Genomic DNA, 26,478 nt, shown 5'->3' with positions numbered 1-26,478 from the left:
TATATATATGCTAGTAAATTTTTCTAAAATGCATGGCTTAGGCAATGACTTTATGGTTATTGATAACGTCACGCAAAATGTTTTTATTTCAAAAGACCAAATTCGAAAGTTAGCAGATCGCAATTTCGGTATTGGATTTGACCAATTACTAATGGTTGAAGCGCCGTACGATCCTGATTTGGATTTTCATTACCGAATTTTTAATGCGGATGGCTATGAAGTTGAACAATGCGGGAATGGCGCGCGCTGTTTTGCTCGCTTTGTGCGTATGAAAGGGTTAACCAACCGCCATCGCATCCAGGTCTCAACAAAGTCTGGCAATATTACCCTACACAATGAGAAAGACGGCAAAGTGCGCGTAAATATGGGCCACCCTAAATTCGACCCAGCAAAAGTGCCGTTTAAAGCGACCAAGCGCGAAACAACGTATATTATCCGTGAAGGCGAACATACAATATTTTGTGGCGTCGTCTCTATGGGCAACCCGCACTGCGTACTTGAAGTAGACGATATCAACTCAGATCAAATTACCAAGTTAGGCCCGTTACTTGAAAGCCATGAGCGCTTTCCTAAAAAGGCCAACATTGGTTTTATGCAAATAATCTCGCCAGAGCATATCAAACTGCGCGTATGGGAACGCGGCGCAGGTGAAACACTTGCCTGTGGTAGTGGTGCTTGTGCCGCTGTTGTGGTTGGTATTTTACAAAAGAAACTCGCCAATCAAGTAAAGGTTGAATTACCTGGTGGCGAATTAACAATAAATTGGCAAGGCGACGGTCACCCAGTAAAAATGACCGGCCCTGCAGAACATGTGTTTGATGGTCAAATCGCGATATGAATGAATTAGATGAACGCCAAGTTGTCGACTATTTAGAACAAAACCGTGACTTTTTACAAAAGCACCCTGAGCTACTTGCGCGCTTATCCATTTACGACGAACCAAACGGCACCACCAGCCTTGTAAAGCGTCAACAAAGTTTATTGCAAAATAAAAATCGAGAATTAACCGATAAACTCTCTCATTTAATCGATAACGCAACCAATAACGAACACATTTTTAAAGTGTTCAATCAATGTCATCGACTGCTACTTAAAACCGACACGCTAGAAGCACTACAAGAAAAGTTAACACAAACCTTGTGCAAAGGATTTAATTTACTTGATTGCCAATTAATACCTTTTAATAGCGATACGCACCAAACGCTGCTCGATCAACGCTTTAGCTTACAAACCAGCTTTTTAGGACGTTTGAGTCAAGATGAGCAAATGCTGCTATTTCAAAAAACAGTTGGCTCGGTAGCTGTGTATCTGGTTGGCGATAAAAGTACGCCAACAGCCATATTAGCCTTCGCCAGCAGTGATGAAACACACTATCATCCAGAACAAAACAGTGTATTTGTTTTAGAATTTATTCAAGCCTTAGATATCAAACTGTCTCAGTTATGAGTGAGCAACAACCGCTAAGCGCAAGCTGGCAGCAGAGTATAGATTTATACATCGCTTTTGCGCGCAATGAGAAACACTATTCTACAGCCACCATCGATGCATACCTGCGTCATTTAGAAACATCAGCACACTATTTTTCGCAATTTGTTGCTAACTGGCAAGCAATTGAAGTTGAGAATGTAAAAGGCTTGCTCGCGAAGTTAAAAAGCCGCGAATTATCAGCTAGAACCATTAATTTGCATCTATCGTGCTTGCGTAGCTTTTATAAGTTTTTAATTAGAAAGGGGCTTGCCAAAGCGAATCCGGTAGAGCTCGTAAAAGGGCCGAAGTTCACCAAGCCGCTACCCAAAAACCTCGATGTTGACCAAGTAAATCAGCTACTTGAAATTGTACCTGAAGATAGCTTAGCAATTCGCGACAAAGCCATGATGGAATTAATGTATTCATCAGGGCTGCGTTTATCTGAGCTGGCTAGCCTTAATTTAACGGATAAGAGCGCGATCTTTAATGGCCTTTTAACCGTATTAGGTAAAGGTGGTAAAGAGCGGGTTATTCCCGTTGGTCGAAAAGCCATTAGCGCGGTAAAAGAATGGCTAAAAGTACGTGCAGAATTTGCTAATCCCGACGAGCTCGCTTTATTTACTAGTAAACAAAAACGCCGCTTGTCGATTCGCCAAATTCGTGCGCGCATGAAAAAATGGGGCATTGAACAAGGGCTGAGCGCTAATGTGCATCCACACAAATTACGCCATAGCTTTGCTTCACATATTTTAGAGTCGAGTGGCGATTTGCGAGCAGTGCAGGAGTTACTTGGCCATAGTAATTTATCAACCACCCAAGTGTATACGCACCTTGATTTTCAACACCTTGCAAAGGTATACGACAACACCCACCCAAGGGCAAAAAAGAAGTAATATGATGCGATTTAACCGAGCGATTTCTGCCGTAAAAGTGATTAGTTTTGATTTAGACGATACCCTTTACGACAACCGCCCTATCATAAAAAACGCCATTAAAGCACAGCAAGATTACCTTGCAGCAATTCCAGAATGGGCGGCGCAAAGCGGCGACTTTTGGCGCACTTGTCGAAACGGTTATGCGCTTGAAAACCCTGAGATCATCAACGACGTAACGCTATGGCGTCAAAAAGCTTTGCTGTGGGGATTAGAAACTCTCAAAGTAGAACATGCAGCATTTCATGCAGATAAAGCCTATGATGCTTTTGCTAAAGCGCGCAGCGATATTCAGGTCGCATCTGAAGTAATTAATTTACTCGCAGCACTTCGTAAAAAATACAAAGTGATTGCTATTACCAATGGTAATGTCGATGTGAGCCAATTCAATTTAAGAGATAGCTTTGACCTAGTATTACAAGCAGGCCCACACGGCAAAGCAAAACCAGCAAACGATATGTTTAATTTGGCTTGCCAGCAATTAGGTGTAAGTCAAAACGAGATTTTGCATGTGGGTGATAGCCTTGATTCAGATGTGCAAGGCGCTAACAACGCTGGCTGTTATAGTGTGTGGCTAGAAAATGCTTTTGTGCCTTACCGCTACAAAGGTTTAGCTGACATGGAAATAAGCGATATTTTTGCGCTCAAATCCCTGCTTGTTTAATAACTTAAGGAAATATCACGTACACGATATTTCCTTACATCACGTAATATAACCTCTCATCATTAATGACTTTAATAAGCTCATTACAGAACATATTCTGCACTCAATAAATAAGAGAGCAGTTATGTTTACAAAAGAATGGAAATTTAATCTCAAGCATCACCAAATCCACATTATCTATCATTGGCATAACGTCATGAAACTGTATGTTGATGGGGATTTAAGGGATTTTAGTGAACTCAATTTGTCATTTCGTGATGATGTACTTTTAAGGGCTAACCTCTCCGAGATTGGTATTATTGACGTAACTCCTTCATGGTCTTTGCTTAGTCTTGAAGTCACAGTGCAACTTTCTCAAGCTTCAGACAGGTTTATCGTCTACTCCTCTCATGAGCGAGTACCCTTGCGGGCGCAGCGCCTTATTAGTAAATAACAGGCTTTGTTAACGGATACGTTAATATACTTAATTGGCTTTAGCCTACTATTTTTACTCTCTTTGGCAGTGAAACGCCGCTTTCAATTTATCGTGAAAAACAGCAAATACGACATATTGAAAAAGTGATTGCCAGCTTAACAAACGACTTTGTTTTTAAAAAATAACAACATTATAAAAAGGACTAACATTATGTATAAAGAATGGGAATTCGACTTAAACGACCATCACGTTCGCGTAACCAATAACTGGCTAACTGGGGTGAAGCTTTATGTAGACGGAAAGCTAAAAGGACGGAATGGATTTCCTGTTATGGGCCCTCTGCTAATTCTCTTTTTCCTTATCAGCGGTGACAGAATTATCTCTCACTTTCAAGAAAAACAAAAAATAGCGCATATTGAGAATATCATTGCAACGTTACCTGAAAGCGAAAGAGCAAAGTTTGTTAAAACGTACTTAGAAACAAAAAATTCAGAGCTTCAACAACCTACTCACAATGTAAAGGCTAGTGAAAAAAAATCAATAGATAACTAACCCCTGTTTATAAAAACAGTATTCTATTTGGTATTAAATCAACTCCTGTTATACTTTTGCCAATTTTGGTAAAGAGTTAACTTCGATGGACGTTTCTGAATTATTAGATGGTTTAAATGACAATCAACGCGAAGCCGTTGCCGCCCCGCTACAAAATATGCTGGTGCTGGCGGGCGCAGGTTCAGGTAAAACCCGCGTCCTTGTCCATCGAATTGCTTGGTTAATGCAAGTTGAGCATGCATCGCCTTACAGTATTTTTGCGGTAACCTTTACCAACAAAGCAGCCAAAGAAATGCGCAGCCGTGTTGAAGCAACGCTTAAGGCGTCTGTTGGCGGCATGTGGATTGGTACTTTCCACGGCTTATCCCACCGTATTCTTCGCGCCCATCATAAAGAAGCAAACCTGCCAGAATCATTTCAAATTCTCGACACAGACGATCAAGTTAGGATGATCCGTCGCTTGATGAAAGCAATGAATATTGACGAGAAGAAATGGCCGGCCAAACAAGCTGCTTGGTATATTGGCGCTAAAAAAGACGAAGGTTTACGTCCTAAATATATTCAAGCGTTTGACCCTAATGAACAAATGATGCTGCGTATTTACACCGCTTACCAAGAAGCATGTGACCGTGCAGGTTTAGTTGATTTTGCCGAAATTTTACTGCGTTGTTTCGAATTACTACGTGACCAACCAACTTTACTTCGCCACTACCAACAACGTTTTCCGCATATGCTGGTAGACGAATTCCAAGATACCAACACCATTCAATATCAATGGTTAAAGTTAATTGCTGGTAAAAGCAACAAGATCATGATTGTGGGTGATGATGACCAAAGTATTTATGGCTGGCGTGGCGCGCGTATCGAGAATATAAAACAGTTTATTAGTGACTTTGATGCGCAAACAATTCGCTTAGAACAAAACTATCGTTCAACGGGTAATATTCTAAAGGCGGCAAACCATTTAATTGCCAATAACTCTGAACGTATGGGTAAAGAGCTGTGGACTGACGGTAATCAAGGTGAACAAATTGGTGTTTACGCTGCTTATAACGAACTAGACGAAGCCCGCTTTATTGTAAGTAAAATTAAGGCTTGGTTTGAGCAAGGTAATGCACTGCAAGACTGCGCCATTTTATACCGCAACAACGCCCAATCACGTGTACTGGAATCAGAATTAAATATTCAATCACCGCGAATTCCTTACCGAATTTACGGCGGTATGCGCTTCTTCGAACGTCAAGAAATTAAAGACGCATTATGCTACTTACGCATTGTAAATAACCGCAATGATGACGCGGCATTTGAGCGTATTATTAACACCCCAACGCGCGGCATTGGCGATCGCACATTAAGCCAAATTCGTGACTGTGCGCGTAGCGAATCATTACCACTTTGGTATGCAGCAAAAACCTTACTCGCAGAAAAACACTTAGCGGGGCGTGCTGCCAATGCGGTTAATTCATTTATTGAACTGATCGATCAGATTGAAGACAATATTCTCGATAAATCACTAGATAAACAAACTAAATACGCGATTCAAACATCAGGTCTAATGGCGATGTATATGGCAGAAAAAGGCGAGAAAGGCCAAGCACGCGTAGAGAACTTAGAAGAATTAATTAACGCTACTAGCCAATACGAACTGCCAGATGAAGAAGAATTTAGCTCACCCCTTGATGGCTTTTTAGCATATACCGCGCTTGAATCAGGTGAGGGGCAAGCAGACGAACACGAAGATGCAGTGCAAATGATGACACTGCACTCTGCCAAAGGCTTAGAGTTCCCTCTGGTATTTATGGCAGGCGTTGAAGAAGGCATGTTCCCGTCGCAACAAAGCCAAGAAGAAACCGGCCGTTTAGAAGAAGAACGTCGCCTGTGCTATGTAGGTATGACACGTGCCATGCAAAAGCTTTATATTTGTCACGCTGAAAGCCGCCGTTTATATGGACAAGAAAAGTTTCATAGCCCGTCACGTTTTATTCGCGAATTACCGGAAGATTGCCTAGATGAAATTCGTATTAAAACGCAAATTACAAAGCCTAAAACCACAGGCCGTTTTAGTAATACCATCAGTTTAGAAACCTTTAACGATACAGGCTTTAAACTCGGCCAGCGTGTAATGCACGGCAAGTTTGGTGAAGGTACAGTGCTAAACTATGAGGGTACGGGCCCACAGGCACGTATTCAAGTTAACTTTGATGATCATGGTACCAAGTGGCTAGTGACCATGTATGCGAAATTACAAGCGATGTAAATTATGCTGACTAACACCTGGCTTAACCAATTACACCAGTCGCTGCTAACGAGTAAGCATCGTCAGTTATTGGTTTTGTCAGGGTGTGAGCATTGGTGTTGGCAACAAGTTGATACCTTAAAAACGGTTTACCCCGATTTATTAACCCTGAGTAATCACCCTTCAGTTAATTTTTGGCCTGAGCATAATCACCAGTTATTAGGGCAAGAGTACAGCACAGTGGTGTTTGACGTAAATTCAGGGCTAATGCCAGACAAGCTAGCAACTGTGGCTGGTACGGTAAAAGCAGGTGGCCTAATCGTGCTGCTAATGCCAAGCTTTGAACGTTACATCAAGACAGCGGATCCCGCGTTTGCTCGTTTTCAAAGTGCCAATAAACCACACAAGCCTGTTTCACTTTTTCAAATTCGGTTAATTTCGCATTTTAAGAACGACGAGCACACTTTAATTGTTTCAGAGCAAAATGCACTGCCAGCAATCCCAATGTACGCTGCAACTGAGAGTTCTCAGTATCAACAACAGCAAGAGTTAGTGGCTGATTTAACCAAATTTATCACTAAGCGCCGCGCCACATTTTTACTAACCGCCGATAGAGGCAGAGGAAAATCTGCAACACTCGGCATGCTTGCCGCAAATTATGTTTCGCAAGGTAAGCGCGTAGCAATTTGTGCCCATCATAAGCAAACTGTTGCCACTGTATATAAACACTTCGAGAAATTAACTGATGATGACGTAAAGCTTGATTTTATTGCACCTGATGCATTGCTAAACCAAGCCACACACTACGATTTAGTATTAATTGATGAAGCGGCAACCTTACCTGTAAGCTTATTAAAAAAGGCGCTCGATTTACCGATAAAGCTTGGTTTTGCAACAACACTTCATGGCTATGAAGGCACGGGGAGAGGGTTTAATTTACGCTTTATTCCTCATCTAAAAGCTACGCGCAACAACTGTTTTATTACAGAGCTATCTGCTCCAATGCGTTACGCTGAAAATGACCCGCTAGAAAATACCATTAACCAACTATTAGTGCTCGATGCGGACTTTAAGCAGCTAAGTATAAATCACCAAGACGACATTGCGTTTTACGCAATTTCACAGCAACAACTCATAAACGATAACGCATTACTTAAACAAATATTCGCTATTTTAGTGATGGCGCATTATCAAACTAGCGTAAATGACTTAAGACATATGCTCGATGGCAATAACTTGAAGGTGTTTGTTGCTGAACAAAATGGCATTTTATTAGCAGCTGCATTGGTTGCGCTAGAAGGTGAACTAACCGATCCGTTAGCATCACAAATTATTGCGGGGGAACGCCGTCCTCAAGGCAATATGCTGGCGCAATCTACTGCGTGTTTACTCGGCGAACAACACTTGCTTGCAGCTCGTTATGCTCGCATTGTGCGTATTGCCGTTAATCCTTATTGCCAAGGTGACAATATTGGCACACAACTGTTAAATACCATTGAGAAAACGCTATCGCCTGATGTTGACTTTATAGGGGCGAGTTTTGGCGCAGAAGCCAAACTTTGCAACTTTTGGTTTAAGCAGAACTATCACATTATTAAACTCGGTGCCAAGCAAGATAAAGCAAGCGGTGAACATTCTTGCTTAGTCATTAAGGCTTCAAATGTTTATTTAGACCAACAGACATTGCTCAAATCCCATTTCAAGCAGCAATTTTTGTTTGAGTTAGCGCGTTCGTTTTCGCACCTGCCAAGCGAATTAGTATTAGGCATTAGCGCAAACTTGATTTCATCAAACCAGCAATACACTAGCAGCAATAACTTAGTAAAAAGATTTAGTGAAGGGCAAATCAGCTTTGACCAAGCACGCTTTGTCCTAGCTCAACAAGTTTATGTAAATCCTTGTTTACTAAATAAACTAGAAAGTATTTCTAGAAAGTTAATAATTAAGCTAGTATTACAGAATATGCCTGAGACTAAGGTCACCGAAGCTCTTGCATTAACGGGGAAAAAACAACTTAATTTTGCGCTAAAGCAAGCCGCTTATGAATGGTGTAATCACTATCCTAATCTCTAAACTAATCATTGTAATTTGCTGTATTCCGCTAGTTGTCTTTGCAACGCAGCAACCACCCATCAAACTTGGTATGTCGGCAGCGTTAAGCGGTCCATCGGCAGAGTTAGGCGTGCAATTGAAACAAGGAGCTGACGCTTATTTTGAGCAAGTAAATGCTAACGGTGGAGTAAATGGTCGAAAAATAGAATTACTCGCACTTGATGACCAGTATGAACCTCACCTCACGGTAAATAACACTCGACACCTAATAAATAACGCTAAAGTTGATGTTCTCTTCTCATATGTTGGCACCCCGACATCTAGTGCCATTCAACCCATTATCGATTCTCACCAAATTCCGTTTATTACCCCGTTCACTGGCGCAGACTTATTACGCCATAAAGATCATATTTTTAATTTACGTGCCAGCTATAACGACGAAGCAAAGGTGCAAATTGATTACTTAGTAAAACAAAAAGGGCTGACAAAAATTGCATTTTTAATTCAAGCTGACGAGTTTGGTCTTTCACTGCAAAATGCACTTACCAAAGCAATGTTGCCATATTCCTTAAAGCCAAAAGCCATTGCCAGATTCAAGCGAAATAGCCAAGATATTGAGCGCGCATTAGAAAAACTAAAGAAAAGTGGCGCACAAGCGATTTGCTTAGTTGGCACATATAAACCTTTAGCCCATTTTATTAATTTAGCCGACCAACAAGGCTTTAAACCGTATTATACAAGTGTTTCTTTTGTCTCAAGTAACGAACTTTTTGCACGCATTAAGCAACCCAGCAAAGTGCTAGTAACGGAAGTCATCCCGAGAGTTGATGGGTGTTATGAAGAATGGTGCAAACGCTTCAAGAAAACTATGGAAAGCGTAAACATTCACGATCCTACACGTGTACATTTAGAAGGCTTTGCGAATGCTTATGTCTTTTACAAAGCGGCTGAAGCATGTACCCCATTCTCACGCCAGTGCTTATTAAAACAACTTAATATTGTTAAGCAAGCGCTCGACAAACGTAAAAGAAACTATGTTGAATTTGCCGAAAAAGTTAAAAACAACACAGTTTTTTTAAATCATTTCACGTTTACTAAATAACAGGTATCGCCTGCTTAAGCATGGCTTCAATTTGATTCACAATCGCTTTATTGGTTGCATCGTCAAACGTTTTAATACGCGGTGTATGTATATGACCAGTTGGTACTTTCGTGCCTAATTGATTTTGCAAACGAATACTGCGATACGAGATCTCATTCGAAAGATAACCACCGCCACCACCAGAAACCGCCGTTAATCCATTTAACTCAGAAAGCGATTTAGGTTGTAACTCGCCTTTTTCTAACGTCACTACTTTTAAGTTATCGTTTACTTGATATTGCCCTTTTGCCTTTTGCATCGCAGCAACGGGCAAGCTAAATTCAACAAACTCATCACCCGAGAGAGTTTCGCCTGCTAACTTTGAAATAATTGGCGCTTCTTTTGTGCCACCTGATAGTACATTTAAATTATCTGGCGCAGTTACACTACGACGCTTACCAGGAAAACGCTCAAGATCAAAATGCTCTCTACCCATTGAAACAGTAGAAACTAAATCTACTTGTCCACCTAAGTAAATGGGCGCTAACAGTGATTCTATTTCACCTTGATCAAAATCTTCATAACGCACCGGTACAATAACCGCATTGATTTCGGCTTGCTTACCATTAAGCTCAATAACCTTTCCATCTAACGCTAATGCCGCAAGTCCTGAAGGGTTACTTTGCGCAATATTTCTATCTAATAAGAACGGGTCAAAACCGGTAATAAAAATTTGCGTATCTGCGCTTTCACGGTAATCAATATCAGAGTACCCACGAGATACTGTTTCAAACACTTCTAACAGGCTAGCTAGTTCGGCTTTTGAAAAATTAAGCGGCTTGTTCTTTAGTTGTGATTTAACCGCGAGGCGTTGCCAGTAAAGCGGTCTATCGTCATATCGCTGGTTAGATTGCACCTGTGCTTTAACTTCAGACCATAACTTTGTGCCTACTGTCAAGAGTAACTGTTTAGCTTCTGCGTAATTACTTACGGTTTGCCATTGTTTCGCAAATTGTGACATTGCTTTGTGGTTAACCAAGCTTGCATCGACGGTGTTGAGTTTAGTTAATCGTAACTCTTCGACACTTTGCGAGATTACATTTTGGTTTGCGTATGTATTTGCACTTAAAAACAGTGCTAAGCTGGTAATCAGTAGCTGGCGTTTATTTTTCATTGCTAAACTATCTTTTAATATAATATTCGGTGAGTTAGCTACTTATCATACGTGCATTTTTGATAAGCTCAACTATGCTCTATTTAATAAATGAGAATGTTAGGAATGAATCTTATATGGACTTTATTAATTTTAAAGTTGGCTCTAAGACGATCGCTTTAAAAATACTCGATATTTTATTAACAGAACGATATGAAAATAACCTAACCGAATTACCCAACGATAATAAAAGCTTTATTGGCGTAAAGGATTATTTAGGCACGCCAACCCCCATCTTTGATCTTGGTATTGTTCTAAACAAAGAGTCGACTCAAGTTGCCAATCAAGCTCTTTCAGATTTACTTATTGCCAGAGAAAAAGATCATTTAGATTGGCTTGATGCGTTAGAAAGTAGCCTCGCCAATGGCACACCGTTCGAAAAAGCCAAAGATCCAGACAAATGCGCATTTGGCACTTGGTATAATAACTTCAAAACAGACAACGAAGAATTACGCGTAATACTCGACAAGTTCGATAAACCACATCGAGAACTGCATGCTATGGCAGAAGAATTGTTAAGTGTAAACGCTAACGACACATCAGGAAGAGCCCTAACACTCTTCCATGAAAAGAAACGTAAGATATTTACCGTGCTCGTCAGGTTATTCCAAACAGCAAGAGAGCAGATCACTCTTGATTACAAACCCATTATCATCTTTACCACCAAAGATGGTAAAACCCCTCATATAGGCTTGTTGGTAGATAAGGTGGAAGACTCTTTAACGGTTCATAAAGACGATATTAAACCACTAGAGCAATTAACTTCGGTAGGTTTTGATATTGACCCACAAACTAGGCATATGATGAAAGGGCTGATTAATATGAATAATAAGCACAGTATTATTATCGACCCAACAGTGATTTTTTCACCGCAAGAAGAAGCCAAGATAGCTTAGAGTAAAGGATTCAGGATTCAGGATTCAGGATTCAGGATTCAGGAACATTCTGAAGTCTAGCTGCTTAATTCTAAAATTCTTTAGTGCCTCAAACGCAAAAAAGCCTCAAAATAATGTTGAGGCTTTCTTTTAATTAGGAGCTTGGCGATGTTCTACTTTCACATGGGCGAACCCACACTATCATCGACGCTGTTTCGTTTCACTTCTGAGTTCGGCATGGGGTCAGGTGGTTCCAAAACGCTATAGTCACCAAGCAAATCTGGTTGACTTAAGAGCTTGTCTTAAATCTAAATCTGGAAAGCTTTTTTTAAGTAAATGTCTACTTTAGTATCTTAATCTATTCAACTTCTGCGGGTTATAAACCACTTTGGCGTTGTATGGTTAAGCCTCACGGGTAATTAGTACGAGTTAGCTTAATGCCTCACAGCACTTCCACATCTCGCCTATCAACGTTGTAGTCTTCAACGGCCCTTCAGTTAACTCAAGTTAAAGTGAGAACTCATCTCGAGGCTCGCTTCCCGCTTAGATGCTTTCAGCGGTTATCGATTCCGAACGTAGCTACCGGGCAATGCAATTGGCATCACAACCCGAACACCAGCGGTTCGTCCACTCCGGTCCTCTCGTACTAGGAGCAGCCCCTCTCAATTCTCAAACGCCCACGGCAGATAGGGACCGAACTGTCTCACGACGTTCTAAACCCAGCTCGCGTACCACTTTAAATGGCGAACAGCCATACCCTTGGGACCGACTTCAGCCCCAGGATGTGATGAGCCGACATCGAGGTGCCAAACACCGCCGTCGATATGAACTCTTGGGCGGTATCAGCCTGTTATCCCCGGAGTACCTTTTATCCGTTGAGCGATGGCCCTTCCATTCAGAACCACCGGATCACTATGACCTACTTTCGTACCTGCTCGACGTGTCTGTCTCGCAGTTAAGCTTGCTTCTACCATTACACTAACCGTACGATGTCCGACCGTACTTAGCAAACCTTCGTGCTCCTCCGTTACTCTTTGGGAGGAGACCGCCCCAGTCAAACTACCCACCAGGCACTGTCCACAACCCCGATTCAGGGGCCTATGTTAGAACATCAACACTACAAGGGTGGTATTTCAAGGACGGCTCCACACAATCTAGCGACTGTGTTTCAAAGCCTCCCACCTATCCTACACATGTAGGGTCAATGTTCAGTGCCAAGCTGTAGTAAAGGTTCACGGGGTCTTTCCGTCTAGCCGCGGGTACACAGCATCTTCACTGCGATTTCAATTTCACTGAGTCTCGGGTGGAGACAGCGTGGCCATGGTTACACCATTCGTGCAGGTCGGAACTTACCCGACAAGGAATTTCGCTACCTTAGGACCGTTATAGTTACGGCCGCCGTTTACCGGGGCTTCGATCAAGAGCTTCGCCGAAGCTAACCCCATCAATTAACCTTCCGGCACCGGGCAGGTGTCACACCCTATACGTCTTCTTTCGAATTTGCAGAGTGCTGTGTTTTTAATAAACAGTCCCAGCCACCTAGTCACTGCGACTCTCGTCCGCTTAGAGAGCAAGTCTCATCACAGATAAGAGCGTACCTTCTCCCGAAGTTACGGTACAATTTTGCCTAGTTCCTTCACCCGAGTTCTCTCAAGCGCCTTAGTATTCTCTACCTGACCACCTGTGTCGGTTTGGGGTACGATTCGAAATAATCTGAAGCTTAGAGGCTTTTCCTGGAAGTATGGCATCAACAACTTCCACTCCGTAGAGTGTCGTCTCGTATCTCAGCCTTAGAAACCCGGATTTGCCTAAGTTTCCAGCCTACATACTTTCACATGGACAACCAACGCCATGCTTGTTTAGCCTGCTCCGTCCCCCCATCGCAATTATTCCAAGTACGGGAATATTAACCCGTTTCCCATCGACTACGCCTTTCGGCCTCGCCTTAGGGGTCGACTCACCCTACCCTGATTAGCATGGGATAGGAACCCTTGGTCTTCCGGCGAGCGGGTTTTTCACCCGCTTTATCGTTACTCATGTCAGCATTCGCACTTCTGATACCTCCAGCATACCTCCCGGTACACCTTCAACAGCTTACAGAACGCTCCCCTACCCCGCGAATAAATTCGCAGCCGCAGCTTCGGTGGTATGTTTAGCCCCGTTACATCTTCCGCGCAGACCGACTCGACCAGTGAGCTATTACGCTTTCTTTAAAGGATGGCTGCTTCTAAGCCAACCTCCTGGCTGTCTGGGCCTTTCCACATCGTTTCCCACTTAACATACACTTTGGGACCTTAGCTGGCGGTCTGGGTTGTTTCCCTCTCCACGACGGACGTTAGCACCCGCCGTGTGTCTCCCGGATATTACTTATTGGTATTCGGAGTTTGCAAAGGGTTGGTAAGTCGGGATGACCCCCTAGCCTTAACAGTGCTCTACCCCCAATAGTATTCGTCCGAGGCTCTACCTAAATAGATTTCGGGGAGAACCAGCTATCTCCCGGTTTGATTAGCCTTTCACTCCTAGCCACAGGTCATCCGCTAGCTTTTCAACGATAGTCGGTTCGGTCCTCCAGTCAGTGTTACCTGACCTTCAACCTGCCCATGGCTAGATCACCGGGTTTCGGGTCTATACCCAGCAACTAAACGCGCAGTTAACGCTCGCTTTCACTACGGCTCCCCTAAATGGTTAACCTCGCTACTGAATATAAGTCGCTGACCCATTATACAAAAGGTACGCAGTCACAGAACGAATCTGCTCCTACTGCTTGTACATATACGGTTTCAGGTTCTATTTCACTCCCCTCACAGGGGTTCTTTTCGCCTTTCCCTCACGGTACTGGTTCACTATCGGTCAGTTGGGAGTATTTAGCCTTGGAGGATGGTCCCCCCATATTCAGTCAAAGTTTCACGTGCTCCGACCTACTCGATTTCACTGTAAATAAGTTTTCGTGTACGGGACTATCACCCTGTATCGTCAAACTTTCCAGAATGTTCCACTAACTACATTACAGCTTAAGGGCTAATCCGATTTCGCTCGCCGCTACTTTCGGAATCTCGGTTGATTTCTTTTCCTCGGGGTACTTAGATGTTTCAGTTCTCCCGGTTCGCCTCACTTACCTATGTATTCAGTAAGTGATACCACTAAGTGGTGGGTTTCCCCATTCGGAAATCCTAGTCTCAAGCGCTTTTTACTAGCTTGACTAGGCTTATCGCAAGTTAATACGTCCTTCATCGCCTCCAACTGCCAAGGCATCCACCGTATACGCTTAGTCACTTAACCATACAACCCAAAATGGTTTGTATTGCTAAAGACAGTTTTTAACTCCGCCAGAAGTTAAATATTGAATACTAAAGTAGATACCAACATAACTTTCGTTATGCGGCATAATTTTCTTTACTTTATTTTGAGAACTCTAAATTAAATAATGCACTTACAAGTAAGTACTTAATTTAAAGTTTGTCAGCTTTCCAAATTTTTAAAGAGCAAATTAACTAAGCTATTGCTTAGCTAACAATCATCTGTGTGGACACTTCGAACAAAAAGTTCTAAATCGTATAAGGAGGTGATCCAGCCCCAGGTTCCCCTAGGGCTACCTTGTTACGACTTCACCCCAGTCATGAATCACTCCGTGGTAAGCGCCCTCCCTAAGGTTAAGCTACCTACTTCTGGAGCAACCCACTCCCATGGTGTGACGGGCGGTGTGTACAAGGCCCGGGAACGTATTCACCGCGACATTCTGATTCGCGATTACTAGCGATTCCGACTTCATGGAGTCGAGTTGCAGACTCCAATCCGGACTACGACGCACTTTAAGTGATTCGCTTACTCTCGCGAGTTCGCAGCACTCTGTATGCGCCATTGTAGCACGTGTGTAGCCCTACACGTAAGGGCCATGATGACTTGACGTCGTCCCCACCTTCCTCCGGTTTATCACCGGCAGTCTCCTTAGAGTTCCCGACCGAATCGCTGGCAACTAAGGATAGGGGTTGCGCTCGTTGCGGGACTTAACCCAACATCTCACAACACGAGCTGACGACAGCCATGCAGCACCTGTCTCAGAGTTCCCGAAGGCACCAAACTATCTCTAGTAAGTTCTCTGGATGTCAAGTGTAGGTAAGGTTCTTCGCGTTGCATCGAATTAAACCACATGCTCCACCGCTTGTGCGGGCCCCCGTCAATTCATTTGAGTTTTAACCTTGCGGCCGTACTCCCCAGGCGGTCTACTTAATGCGTTAGCTTTGGAAGACAGTTCCGAAAAACCGAACTCCTAGTAGACATCGTTTACGGCGTGGACTACCGGGGTATCTAATCCCGTTTGCTCCCCACGCTTTCGTACATGAGCGTCAGTGTTGACCCAGGTGGCTGCCTTCGCCATCGGTATTCCTTCAGATCTCTACGCATTTCACCGCTACACCTGAAATTCTACCACCCTCTATCACACTCTAGTTTGCCAGTTCGAAATGCAGTTCCCAGGTTGAGCCCGGGGCTTTCACATCTCGCTTAACAAACCGCCTGCGTACGCTTTACGCCCAGTAATTCCGATTAACGCTCGCACCCTCCGTATTACCGCGGCTGCTGGCACGGAGTTAGCCGGTGCTTCTTCTGTTGCTAACGTCACAGCTAGCAGGTATTAACTACTAACCTTTCCTCACAACTGAAAGTGCTTTACAACCCGAAGGCCTTCTTCACACACGCGGCATGGCTGCATCAGGCTTGCGCCCATTGTGCAATATTCCCCACTGCTGCCTCCCGTAGGAGTCTGGACCGTGTCTCAGTTCCAGTGTGGCTGATCATCCTCTCAAACCAGCTAGGGATCGTCGCCTTGGTGAGCCATTACCTCACCAACTAGCTAATCCCACTTGGGCCAATCTAAAGGCGAGAGCCGAAGCCCCCTTTGGTCCGTAGACATTATGCGGTATTAGCCATCGTTTCCAATGGTTGTCCCCCACCTAAAGGCATGTTCCCAAGCATTACTCACCCGTCCGCCGCTCGTCATCTTCTAGCAAGCTAGAAATGTTACCGCTCGACTTGCATGTGTTAGGCCTGCCGCCAGCGTTCAATCTGAGCCATGATCAAACTCTTCAATTAAAAGTGTTTTTGGACTTACGTCCGACTCAATGAATTCTGATTTTGATATCATAAAGATATCGAATTGACTGTGCTGATACTTTCGTATCAATTGGTCACTCAGTTTAATTAAGTCTAAATTTTATTACGCTAAAAGCGTATGTTAGAACTTAATCTGTACGAGTGCCCACACAGATGATTGCTTAAATTTTTAAAGAACAGTGCAAACAACCTTGTGTTTGCCGCGACGCTTCGTCGCTGTTAGGGCTGCGTATGTTACGCTTTCCTGATTTTTTGTCAACACTTAATTTTGATTATTTTCTTTTTATTCTGAAAACGTTCAAAACTCAGTTTTACTTGACTCACCCAACTCGTGATTCGCTGCTATGCTGCGTCGTTCCCCGTGTTGGTGGAGGCGCATTATAGAGAGATTTGATTTGAGCGCAACCCCTTTTTTAAAGAAAATTTGTATTTTTTTACTGCTTGCCTGAAATATCAGCTATAAGCGTTAAAAACATACATTTTCTGCCCAGAAATTAACAATCAGTACACTTTTATCTATAATTTACGCTCTATAACTATTTTACTGGAGCCGTTATGACAATTAGAAGCTATAAAGGTGTAGAGCCAAAAATCAATTTAAATACCTATATAGACGAATCGGCTGTATTAGTTGGTCAAATTGAAGTTGGCGCCGATTCAAGTATCTGGCCATTAGTTGCTGCACGCGGTGATGTTAACTATATAAAGATTGGCGAGCGTACAAATGTACAAGATGGTTCAGTGCTTCATGTAACGCGTAAAAGTAATTCAGTGCCAAATGGCTACCCATTAATTATTGGTGACGATGTCACAATTGGTCACAAAGCCATGTTACATGGCTGTGTACTTGGTAACCGTATCTTAGTTGGTATGGGTGCAATTATAATGGACAACGCGGTTGTGGAAGATGATGTGATTGTTGGTGGCGGCTCATTGGTTCCACCTAATAAAACGTTAGAGTCAGGTTATTTATATGTAGGTAGCCCAGTTAAGCAAGCCCGAAAGCTAACTGAAGCAGAATTAGCTTTCCTTAAAGTATCTGCTGATAACTACGTTATATTAAAGAATGAATACCTAGAAGAGCTATAATAGCTCTTCTACTTCTATCTCACCTAGATCATTGTATAGTTCGTCTTCAATTGCGCTTTCAGCAATGTCTTCGTAGTCGAACTTTTTACTTTCAAAGTCTTTTATAGCACTTTCTTTAGATTGCTTAGTTAAATAAAAGCAGGTAATCAACTGTCCACTTACCTGTGCAAAAAAGTTTATACGTTTTGCATCTTCTATGTATTCAACGCGGTCGACAAATAAAATAGACTGGTTCATTACAAAATTCCTGATTTTAGCTTTTCAATCACATTATCGGTTAACGGCTTAACACCTCGCCACACAAAAAATGCCTCAGCGGCTTGCCCCACCAGCATACCCGAACCATCTAGCGTTGTTGCGTTTGGGTTTATGCTGTTAACCCAATCATTAAATGAAGTGCTTTGTTGGCTATAAAACATATCGTATGCCAGTTCACACTTTGCAACAAAACGCTTAGAAATTGGCGGCACATCGCCTGTTATACTTGCTGAAGTAGAGTTAATTACAATATCGTAGTCAATGTCAGGTTCGTGCTCGAAGCCATAGGCATCGATATCACCATATTTTGCAAATTCGTCTCTTAAGGTTTGCGCTTTCGTTTTTGTTCTATTGATTACTGTTAGCTTAGCTGGATTTTGTTGTAATAGAGGTAGCAAGGCACCTCGTGCTGCGCCGCCCGCACCAATTACCAATACTCGCTTTGATTGCAGCGTAAAGTTATTACTTAAGATGTCGCTTACTAAGCCAATACCATCTGTGTTATCACCTAGTAACGAACCATCTGAGCTAACCTTTATTGTGTTTACTGCGCCCGCACATTTAGCTCGTTCCGAAAGTTCATCTACTAACGCAAATGCTTGCTCTTTGAATGGCACAGTCACATTTGCTCCCTTACCACCACGTGCGACAAACTGCTCTACCGATTCCTTAAAGCCGTCGATCGGTGCTAAGATTGCGCTGTATTCGATTTGCTGATTTAGTTGGCTAGCAAACTCACTGTGAATTTTCGGTGATTTTGAATGCTCTATCGGGTTTCCGAATACCGCGTATTTATCCATTAGTTTTCTCGCATTGAGTTAGAGTTATGAAACAAATTTTAAGACGTATGTTTGGCACGACACAAAAACAAGATGAATCTCATCAATCTCCCTCTCCTGAAAAAACACCTTATGAGTTAATAGGACAAGAACAGGGTGCCCGCGCGCTAGCTAATCGATTTTACGACATTATGGCTGAAGAGGAATACGCAAAACCATTATATGATATGCATCCTCAACCTTTAGATAGAATTAGACAAGTGTTTTTCGAGTTTTTATCAGGTTGGCTTGGTGGACCTGATTTATTCGTAGAGAAATATGGGCACCCTATGTTGCGAAAGCGTCATATGCCCTTTCCTATTGATCAAGACTTAAGAGATCAATGGATGTTTTGCATGAACAAAGCACTTGATATTGAAGTTGATAACCCCGTATTGCGCGAAGGGCTTAAACAATCACTAGCGCAACTTGCGACACATATGATTAATCAGGGACGTTAACACCCACCATTAGATTGCGTTAAATCAATGCAGCTTCGTTGATAATTGCGCATACTCAGTTTACTTAGTGCTTGAGAAAACTGTTATGCGTCACCACTCTATTCAACACAAAATTTTTGCATTACTTACGGTTACGGGTATTTTGGTGCTTGTTGCTAGCCTGCTTACGGGGCAAAAACAACAAAGCGAACTTGCTCATCAAACCATTGAGCAAAATATAAAAATACTTGCCGACAACTATTTTGACTCGATAAACACCATGATGCTTACTGGCACTATGGCAAACCGAGAGATTTTGCGTCAAAAAATACTCAGTGAAGAACAGATAAAAGATATTCATATCATTCGCGGAGATAAAATAAATAAATTTTTTGGCCCCGGCGAAGCAAATCAAGCACCACAAAACCAACAAGAAAACGAAGCTTTAAATGGCACCGAACAAATTCACTTTAGCAAAAGCGAAGACGGCAGTAATTTAATTACATACTTAAAACCAGTTGTTGCCAGTGAAAATTATCGCGGCACTAATTGTTTAGGTTGCCATCAAGCCACTGAAGGCGAAATACTCGGTGCGGTGAAGATCAGTTATTCACTTGATAAGGTAGATGCGGCAGTCACTCGTAATTCATGGATTAGCTTTGCCATTCTGACAACAATATTCGTTATTACCTTTGCTACACTTGGCTGGTTATTTAGAAAATTCTTAATTGAACGTCTTCGTGTAATTGGCAAATCAATGCGCTTAGCATCGCAAAATAACGATTTAACCATTCATGTGGAAGATAAAACCAATGATGAACTTGGACGTTTAGCGAATAACTTTAATCTTATGATGGCTGCGTTTAAAGGAAATATTAGTCAGTTATCAGAGTCGTCCAAGGTGCTTATTCACAGCGCCGAAAAGATTTATGCATCAGCTGAAACAACAGAGCAAGCTATTAATCAACAAAAACAAGGCACAGACTCAGTTGCCGCTGCAATTAACGAGTTAGAATCTTCGTCTTCTGAAGTACGCAATACCACACATTTTGCATCGGAGCGTTCGGATACCAGCAATCATTTAGCAGAAACTAGTTTAGAAATAGCAGAAAGTACCGAAGAGAGCATTAACGGCCTTGCGTTAGAAGTGCGTACTGCAGCAAAACAAGTCAGTGAGCTACAAAACCGGACATTAGAAGTTGGCAAAGTACTGGAAGTGATCAGTAACATTGCTGAACAAACCAACCTACTCGCGCTTAATGCAGCTATTGAAGCTGCACGGGCAGGTGAAGCTGGCAGAGGATTTGCCGTTGTTGCTGATGAAGTACGCACACTCGCAAATCGTACCCATGACTCAACCGATGAAATAAAGCGCACCATTGAGAATTTGCAGTCTGAAGCGTTGGACACTGTAAATACCATGAATCGCTCTAGTGAAGATGCGGATAAGCGTGCTGAGCAAGTAAAAAAAGTTGCGTTGGCGCTGAAAGATATTTCAGAGCATATGAAAGAAATTAACCAACTGAATACGCAAATTGCTGATGCAACAGAACAGCAGAACTTAGCAGCAGAAGAAATTAATCAGAGTGTGATTGCAATAAGTGATAACGCAGAGACCTCGCTTGTGGATGCCCATGAAAGCAAACAAGTAAGTGAAAGCTTATTATCGCTGGCAAGAGAGCTTGATCAGCAAGTACGTAAATTTAAATTATAAGCACAAAAAAAGCCGCAGAATTGCGGCTTTTTATTAACCTCTTATTTTTATGAAAAGTTATGAGGTTATTATTAAATTTGCAACCAATCCTTTGGCGACAAGTAATTCTCGTAAAGGTTTGCTTCTAAGCTATTTGGCTCAGGTTTAAAGTCATACTCCCAACGCGCAAGCGGCGGCATCGACATTAAAATAGACTCAGTACGACCGCCTGTTTGCAACCCAAATAGCGTGCCTCTATCCCATACCAAATTAAATTCCACATAACGACCACGACGATAGAGCTGGAATTCACGTTGCTGCTCGGTGTGTGGGAAGTCTTTGCGTTTTTCTACGATTGGTAAGTAAGCATCTAAGTAACCATTACCTACGGCACGCATAAAAGCAAAACAGCGGTCAAAGCCCCATTCATTTAAGTCATCAAAGAACAAACCGCCTACGCCACGGGTTTCACCGCGGTGCTTTAAGTAAAAGTATTCGTCACACCATTTTTTGTAGTCATCATATACGGTTTCACCGAATGGCAAACATAATTTACAGGCTTCTTGGTGCCAATGTTTTACGTCTTCAAGCACAGGGTAAAAAGGTGTTAAGTCAAAACCACCACCAAACCACCAAATCGGGTCTTCACCTTCTTTTTCAGCAATAAAGAAACGAACATTGGCATGTGATGTGGGTACATGAGGGTTTTTTGGGTGAATAACTAACGATACACCGCATGCATGAAAACTTCGACCAGCAAGTTCTGGGCGATGTGCAGTAGCAGAAGCTGGCATTGATTCACCATACACATGAGAGAAATTCACTCCGCCTTGCTCTATTACGGCACCATCTTTGATCACTCGTGTGCGGCCGCCACCACCTTCTTCGCGTTGCCAAGCGTCTTCGACAAATTTAGCGCTACCATCAGCTTGCTCTAAAGCATCACAAATTTTGTCTTGTAAGGCCAATAAAAACTCTTTTACTACTTCTAAGTTAACGTGCGACATAATTACTCTCTAAACAACTTACCTGTAAATGCATCTTTAATCTGGCTTGGTTTGGTGTTGCCACCAAGTGGACCTTCAACATAAGCTGATACCTTATTGCCAAATGCACTTTTTGCTTCTTCTAATGTTAAAACAGGCTCTTGTCCCGTTAGATTTGCGCTTGTTGATACTAATGGTTTACCAAACTCTTGGCATAACTGTTTTACTACTGGATGAGCTGTAACCCGAACTGCGATTGTATCAAACTGCCCCGTTAGCCATTTTGGTGTACTTTTTTTCGCTGGCATTACCCAAGTTACTGCTGCAGGCCACGACGAAAATATATCAGCGCGTTTATCCATGGGTATTTTATCATCATCGACATACTCTAACAGTTGACCATAATTATCAGCGATAAGGATTAACCCTTTTTCTACTGGGCGTTGTTTTATATCTAATAGATTCATTACCGCAGTTTCGCTGTCAGGGTCACAACCCAAACCGTAAACGGCTTCTGTAGGGTAAACAATTACACCGTCACTTTTAAGTACAGAGACAATTGGGTTTTCTAATAACTCGTTACTCACAACTCACTCCAATTCATAACGAGACTTTGTGGTTACAATGCTTTTGTGGGCACTGTAACATTAAGCCTTTTGCTGTTTTTTTCTCAACCATCACTTGCCAACCACATTCAGGGCACGATTGTGCAACTGGTTTATTATTTAAAATATATTTGCATTTGGGGTACCCCCCACAGGAGTAAAATGTTTTACCCGATTTATTGCTGCGCTCAACTAGTTCAGACTTATTACAGCTAGGACAAGTAGGTAATGACTCTTTAGATTCTTCTTGTGCGACATAATGGCACTCAGGAAAGTTAGTGCAGCCAATAAACATGCCAAAGCGGCCATTTTTTACTGCTAAAGGCGATTCACAAAGAGGACATTCGCTGTCATCAAGCACTTTAAGAAGTGTTTCATGGTGTTCGACTAATGGGCGAGTATAATCACAATTAGGATAGTTATTGCATCCGACAAACGCACCTTTTTTACTGTGCTTCACACTCGTTTCAGAGCCACACTTCGGACACACTTCATGCTCTTTTTCTAAAGCATGTTCGTGAACAGAAAATAAAGAATGATCAATTTTGCTCATAATTGTCAAAACGCAGGCGTAAATTTCGCAGAATTATACCATGCAAGCCTTGGCAAGATACAAATTTAAACATTCTCGCTAGTGAATGGTACCGTTTTGCTCCTCAAACAATAGGTCTTCCATTTGCGCATAGGCAATTTCTTTGCCTGGCACGTTAAACAACACCATTAGCACAACCCACTTTAAATCATCTAACTCGATAATTTCTTTATCAAGCGCAAAAATACGATCGATCACCATCTCACGCGTGGTTGTGTCGATAACCGAAATTTGCTCCAAAAACATTAAAAAGCCGCGACAAGTCAGATCCAGTTTGTCGCATTCTTGCTGCGTATAAATACGTACTGACTTGCCAGGAACGCGATTTAAGTAAGGGCATTCATCGCTGTGTTGTAGATCTGCTAATTGCTCAAGCCAATCGAGCGCTTTATAAATTTCTCGATGATTAAACCCGGCTCGTAATAATTCATCTGTTAATTCACTTTGTTCAACGAAAATTTCTGTTTCACTGTGAATATAGTTCTCAAACAAGTACATGAGGATATCAAACATTTTCAACTCCTCCCTATTCGGGTGTAACCATCTAGTACACGAACAACTTGACCAGATAGCTCTAGATCTAATAATCGGGATAGCAATTCATCCATTTGAATCCCTGAAAGTTGTTGTAATTTGTCTACTGACGTCACTTCAAAAGTTAGGTGCTCTAAAACAGAATCTGAAATCACATTTTTTTCAGTCTCATCTACTTTATATAGACAACTTTTTGGTAAAACGCTTAATTCTGAAAAAATATCATCGCAATTCTCTATTAATTTAGCGCCTTGTTTTATTAACGCATGACACCCTTTTGCTAATTCGTTATACACAGAACCTGGTACAGCAAAGACTTCCCGATTTTGCTCTAGCGCATACTTTGCGGTAATCAGTGAACCGCTCTTTTGCTCTGCTTCAACTACAATGGTTCCCATGGAAATCCCTGAAATAATGCGATTTCTACGTGGAAAGTTTGCCGCTTGTGCGAGAGTTCCTGGTTTATACTCTGAAATTAACAAGCCATGCTCTGAAATGTTCTCATACAATTTACTCGCACGTTTGGGGTAGCATAAGTCAACGCCAGTACCGAGAACTGCAATAGTTTTACCCTTTGCTTGCAATGCGCCTCGGTGCGCACAACTATCGATACCTCGGGCCATACCAGAAACAACACAGAATTCATTAATCGCAAGACTATGTGCTATATCAAAGCTGACTTGCCTGCCGGTTTCAGTTGCATTTCTAGAACCAACAATTGCCAACTTAGGTGAGTCAAGTAATTGGATATTACCTTTACAAAAAAGCACCAAAGGTGGAGCGGGAATTTCTTTTAGTAATGCGGGATAATCAGAATGAGATAAATGGATAATTTGAATGTTCAACGCTTTGCATTGTTGAATAATTGATTCAACTTGCTGCCATTCAAAAGTCTTAATTGCGTTGGCTACTGCAGATTTGAGTCCTAATTCGCATAGTTCGTTACACGAGCGAGAGAAAAGCGCGTCGAAGCTTGTACGCGTTAGTAACTGTTTAGCAGTTTGAAAGCCTATTCCTTTAATCAAATAAAAAGCGAGCCAATATTCAAGCTCGCTTCTTCGTGTAGTTCTTTGCATCTTCCCTCCTTAGAAGACGCGCCAAATATTTTTAGTTATCTACATGGATTGTGTCGCCAACACGAACAGGTTCTAATGTTTTAGTAACGATCGCATAACTTACTTGATCGTAAACTTTAAACACCATTAGCTCGCCTACTTTCTCTTTTGGCATCTCCCATTCGCGACTATCTTCTCCGTCACCAAAAATACTCATTGCTCGTTCATATCGTGAAGCAGAATCTTTATATTTAGGTCCATCTTTGCCTACTACAACTGTAGGTGATGCTCTGCGAATGTCCAATATATGACCAGGTTTAAGTGAATTAACTTCACCGCGGTTAATTACAACCACATCCATCGTACTAAATTCACGTAGCTTAGAAGTAGTATCAATAATCGTTCCCGAGATTGCAGAATCGGGACGTTGCATCATAAAGAAGGCTGGTAAGGTTTGCCCTTCTAACGCTGGCATTAAGAAGTCACCTTGGCGAACTTCTCGTTTTACATTTTTTACACGAACAGATGCAGGTACGGCACTTGCTTCATCACCGGTTCTAAACGCACGGCCTGTACCAACTAAAATAGCTTCGTGACCTAGCACTTCGTCTGTATCTGGATCAATATAAGAGTCACCTTGACGATAGATGCCATAGTACTGTGAACGCTCTAAATTGCCTTTCACATAAATAATATGGTCTGTCTTCATATTTTTTACGCTGTGGTTTGCACCTAAAACAACTGGCCTTGCATCGATATCTTCTTTATCTAACGCTTGCTCATAGGTTAAGAAAGGACGAATCACTTCCAAAGGTAACGTTGGAATAGCATCACCTTTTTTCATAGTTTTACGAACACCCGGAGACAATCGCTTAAACTTTTGATTAATCACAAGCATAGGACGACCCTGTGAATCATAAACTAATGAAAGTTTATCACCTGGGTAGATAAGGTGAGGGTTATCAATTTGTGGATTAAGGCGCCATAGCTCAGGCCATAACCATGGCTGATCAAGATAAATGGCTGAGATATCCCAAAGGGTATCGCCTTTTTCTACAACATATTCTTTTGGGGCGTCCTTTCTGATCTGAAGCACATCAGCAAGAGTTGGAAACGCCATAGTTAATGCGACTATCGCAGCTGTCAGCTTTTTGACCATAACTAGCTTCCTTGAGCTGTTTTTTATTATTATTTACTTAAACCTGTAAAAGGTGAAGACAAATGGCTAAAATAAAAACATATCATAATTTGATGATTTTCGCATAGTTAAAATTAAGGTAAATATGGCTATTTTAGAAGTTTTACGCTTTCCAGACGAGAGATTACGCACAGTCGCACAAGAAGTTGCGCAAATTAATGATGATACTAAGAAAATTGTATCAGACATGCTTGAAACCATGTATGACGAAAACGGCATTGGTTTAGCCGCAACGCAAGTCGACATCCACCAGCGCATCGTTGTTATTGACGTATCAGAAGAAGGTAATGAGCCTCTAGTGCTCATTAATCCAGAAATCATCAAAAAGGATGGCAGTAAAATTAGCGAAGAAGGCTGTTTATCAGTACCAGGTTCTTATGCAAAAGTAGACCGCGCAGAAACGGTTACAATTAAAGCGTTTGATGAGAATGGCAACCAATATGAAAAAGATGCTGATGGCTTGCTTGCTGTATGTATTCAACATGAATTAGATCATCTAAAAGGCGTACTTTTCATTGATTACCTTTCACCTTTAAAGCGTCAACGTATTCGTAAAAAGCTAGAAAAAGAAGCAAAATTAGCAGCGCGTGCTGGCTAACCTACCTTGGAGTTAA

At 42.1% G+C, this 26,478-nt stretch carries 23 protein-coding genes and 3 rRNA genes; 14 read left to right on the top strand and 12 right to left on the bottom strand.

Going from position 1 to position 26,478, the window contains the following annotated elements:
* Positions 1-7: 7 nt before the first annotated feature.
* The 9 genes from dapF (at position 8) to PSPO_RS00180 (ending at position 9,420) form a co-directional block, all read left to right on the top strand.
* Entirely contained in the window at positions 8-838 is an 831-nt protein-coding gene (gene dapF / locus PSPO_RS00220; protein WP_010562328.1) for a diaminopimelate epimerase, read from the top strand.
* Entirely contained in the window at positions 835-1,446 is a 612-nt protein-coding gene (locus PSPO_RS00215) for a DUF484 family protein (RefSeq protein ID WP_010562329.1), read from the top strand. The genes dapF and PSPO_RS00215 overlap by 4 nt, the downstream gene beginning before the upstream one ends.
* Positions 1,443-2,360: a tyrosine recombinase XerC gene (xerC, locus tag PSPO_RS00210; RefSeq protein ID WP_010562330.1), complete on the top strand. Its 918-nt coding sequence runs from the start codon at positions 1,443-1,445 to the stop codon at positions 2,358-2,360. The genes PSPO_RS00215 and xerC overlap by 4 nt, the downstream gene beginning before the upstream one ends.
* A 4-nt stretch (positions 2,361-2,364) precedes the next feature.
* Positions 2,365-3,063: an HAD-IA family hydrolase gene (locus tag PSPO_RS00205; RefSeq protein ID WP_010562331.1), complete on the top strand. Its 699-nt coding sequence runs from the start codon at positions 2,365-2,367 to the stop codon at positions 3,061-3,063.
* Positions 3,064-3,187: 124 nt separating this feature from the next.
* Positions 3,188-3,496, top strand: coding sequence for a hypothetical protein (locus PSPO_RS00200; protein ID WP_010562332.1), 309 nt, complete (start codon positions 3,188-3,190; stop codon positions 3,494-3,496).
* A 192-nt stretch (positions 3,497-3,688) separates the two neighbouring features.
* Positions 3,689-4,030 (top strand): hypothetical protein, encoded by a 342-nt coding sequence (locus PSPO_RS00195; protein WP_010562333.1) that lies wholly within the window; start codon positions 3,689-3,691, stop codon positions 4,028-4,030.
* Between the two features lie 85 nt (positions 4,031-4,115).
* The gene (gene uvrD, locus PSPO_RS00190; RefSeq protein ID WP_010562334.1) at positions 4,116-6,287 is read left to right on the top strand and encodes a DNA helicase II; all 2,172 of its coding nucleotides are present in this window, start codon (positions 4,116-4,118) and stop codon (positions 6,285-6,287) included.
* Positions 6,288-6,290: 3 nt separating this feature from the next.
* The gene (locus PSPO_RS00185; RefSeq protein ID WP_010562335.1) at positions 6,291-8,339 is read left to right on the top strand and encodes a tRNA(Met) cytidine acetyltransferase TmcA domain-containing protein; all 2,049 of its coding nucleotides are present in this window, start codon (positions 6,291-6,293) and stop codon (positions 8,337-8,339) included.
* The gene (locus tag PSPO_RS00180) at positions 8,308-9,420 is read left to right on the top strand and encodes an ABC transporter substrate-binding protein (RefSeq protein WP_010562336.1); all 1,113 of its coding nucleotides are present in this window, start codon (positions 8,308-8,310) and stop codon (positions 9,418-9,420) included. Before PSPO_RS00185 ends, PSPO_RS00180 begins: the two co-directional genes overlap by 32 nt.
* Here PSPO_RS00180 and PSPO_RS00175 read toward each other — a convergent pair.
* Complete coding sequence (locus PSPO_RS00175) at positions 9,413-10,573, bottom strand: hypothetical protein (RefSeq protein ID WP_010562337.1); 1,161 nt, start codon at positions 10,571-10,573, stop codon at positions 9,413-9,415. The two genes, PSPO_RS00180 and PSPO_RS00175, sit on opposite strands and share 8 nt — an antisense overlap.
* 116 nt (positions 10,574-10,689) lie before the next feature.
* On the opposite strand from PSPO_RS00175, the gene PSPO_RS00170 reads away from it, so the two are divergent.
* A complete protein-coding gene (locus PSPO_RS00170; RefSeq protein WP_010562338.1) occupies positions 10,690-11,508 on the top strand; it encodes a CZB domain-containing protein in 819 nt (272 codons plus the stop codon).
* A 139-nt stretch (positions 11,509-11,647) separates the two neighbouring features.
* Here PSPO_RS00170 and rrf read toward each other — a convergent pair.
* The 3 genes from rrf to PSPO_RS00155 all read right to left on the bottom strand — a co-directional run bounded on the left by rrf (position 11,648) and on the right by PSPO_RS00155 (position 16,575).
* A 5S ribosomal RNA gene (gene rrf / locus PSPO_RS00165) occupies positions 11,648-11,762 on the bottom strand.
* Between the two features lie 123 nt (positions 11,763-11,885).
* A 23S ribosomal RNA gene (locus PSPO_RS00160) occupies positions 11,886-14,766 on the bottom strand.
* A 276-nt stretch (positions 14,767-15,042) separates the two neighbouring features.
* Positions 15,043-16,575: ribosomal RNA gene (locus PSPO_RS00155) — 16S ribosomal RNA — on the bottom strand.
* The 16S, 23S and 5S rRNA genes sit together here, the layout of an rRNA operon.
* Positions 16,576-17,151: 576 nt before the next feature.
* Here PSPO_RS00155 and PSPO_RS00150 point away from each other — a divergent pair.
* Positions 17,152-17,685, top strand: a complete 534-nt coding sequence (locus PSPO_RS00150) for a gamma carbonic anhydrase family protein (RefSeq protein WP_010561281.1) — start codon at positions 17,152-17,154, stop codon at positions 17,683-17,685.
* Here PSPO_RS00150 and PSPO_RS00145 read toward each other — a convergent pair.
* Both PSPO_RS00145 and aroE read right to left on the bottom strand, forming a co-directional pair.
* Positions 17,680-17,922: a DUF1488 family protein gene (locus PSPO_RS00145; protein ID WP_010561282.1), complete on the bottom strand. Its 243-nt coding sequence runs from the start codon at positions 17,920-17,922 to the stop codon at positions 17,680-17,682. The two genes, PSPO_RS00150 and PSPO_RS00145, sit on opposite strands and share 6 nt — an antisense overlap.
* Positions 17,922-18,743, bottom strand: coding sequence for a shikimate dehydrogenase (gene aroE, locus PSPO_RS00140; protein ID WP_010561283.1), 822 nt, complete (start codon positions 18,741-18,743; stop codon positions 17,922-17,924). The genes PSPO_RS00145 and aroE overlap by 1 nt, the downstream gene beginning before the upstream one ends.
* Positions 18,744-18,790: 47 nt before the next feature.
* Between aroE and PSPO_RS00135 the strand changes: the two genes are divergently transcribed.
* Both PSPO_RS00135 and PSPO_RS00130 read left to right on the top strand, forming a co-directional pair.
* Positions 18,791-19,222, top strand: a complete 432-nt coding sequence (locus PSPO_RS00135; RefSeq protein WP_394227686.1) for a group II truncated hemoglobin — start codon at positions 18,791-18,793, stop codon at positions 19,220-19,222.
* Positions 19,223-19,307: 85 nt separating this feature from the next.
* Positions 19,308-20,915 carry a methyl-accepting chemotaxis protein gene (locus PSPO_RS00130; protein ID WP_010561285.1) on the top strand — a complete coding sequence of 536 codons (1,608 nt, stop codon included), beginning with the start codon at positions 19,308-19,310 and terminating at the stop codon, positions 20,913-20,915.
* Positions 20,916-20,986: 71 nt separating this feature from the next.
* On the opposite strand, the gene hemF is transcribed toward PSPO_RS00130, so the two are convergent.
* The 6 genes from hemF to PSPO_RS00100 form a co-directional block, all read right to left on the bottom strand.
* A complete protein-coding gene (gene hemF, locus PSPO_RS00125; RefSeq protein WP_010561286.1) occupies positions 20,987-21,901 on the bottom strand; it encodes an oxygen-dependent coproporphyrinogen oxidase in 915 nt (304 codons plus the stop codon).
* Between the two features lie 2 nt (positions 21,902-21,903).
* On the bottom strand, positions 21,904-22,467 hold the full coding sequence (gene tsaC / locus PSPO_RS00120; protein ID WP_010561287.1) for an L-threonylcarbamoyladenylate synthase type 1 TsaC: 564 nt from the start codon (positions 22,465-22,467) through the stop codon (positions 21,904-21,906).
* Positions 22,468-22,480: 13 nt separating this feature from the next.
* Positions 22,481-23,038, bottom strand: a complete 558-nt coding sequence (locus tag PSPO_RS00115; RefSeq protein ID WP_010561288.1) for a DNA topoisomerase family protein — start codon at positions 23,036-23,038, stop codon at positions 22,481-22,483.
* Between the two features lie 78 nt (positions 23,039-23,116).
* Positions 23,117-23,590, bottom strand: a complete 474-nt coding sequence (locus tag PSPO_RS00110) for a DUF494 family protein (RefSeq protein ID WP_010561289.1) — start codon at positions 23,588-23,590, stop codon at positions 23,117-23,119.
* 2 nt (positions 23,591-23,592) lie between these two features.
* Complete coding sequence (gene dprA, locus PSPO_RS00105; protein WP_010561290.1) at positions 23,593-24,687, bottom strand: DNA-processing protein DprA; 1,095 nt, start codon at positions 24,685-24,687, stop codon at positions 23,593-23,595.
* 31 nt (positions 24,688-24,718) lie between these two features.
* Positions 24,719-25,825 carry a LysM peptidoglycan-binding domain-containing protein gene (locus tag PSPO_RS00100; RefSeq protein WP_010561291.1) on the bottom strand — a complete coding sequence of 369 codons (1,107 nt, stop codon included), beginning with the start codon at positions 25,823-25,825 and terminating at the stop codon, positions 24,719-24,721.
* A gap of 124 nt (positions 25,826-25,949) precedes the next feature.
* Here PSPO_RS00100 and def point away from each other — a divergent pair, with 124 nt between their 5' ends.
* On the top strand, positions 25,950-26,462 hold the full coding sequence (def, locus tag PSPO_RS00095; RefSeq protein WP_010561292.1) for a peptide deformylase: 513 nt from the start codon (positions 25,950-25,952) through the stop codon (positions 26,460-26,462).
* Positions 26,463-26,478 lie beyond the last annotated feature (16 nt).

The organism is Pseudoalteromonas spongiae UST010723-006 (assembly GCF_000238255.3).
Classification (GTDB): Bacteria; Pseudomonadota; Gammaproteobacteria; order Enterobacterales; family Alteromonadaceae; genus Pseudoalteromonas; species Pseudoalteromonas spongiae.
Note: the sequence above shows the minus strand (reverse complement) of the source record. Positions and strands in the feature narration are given on the sequence as shown.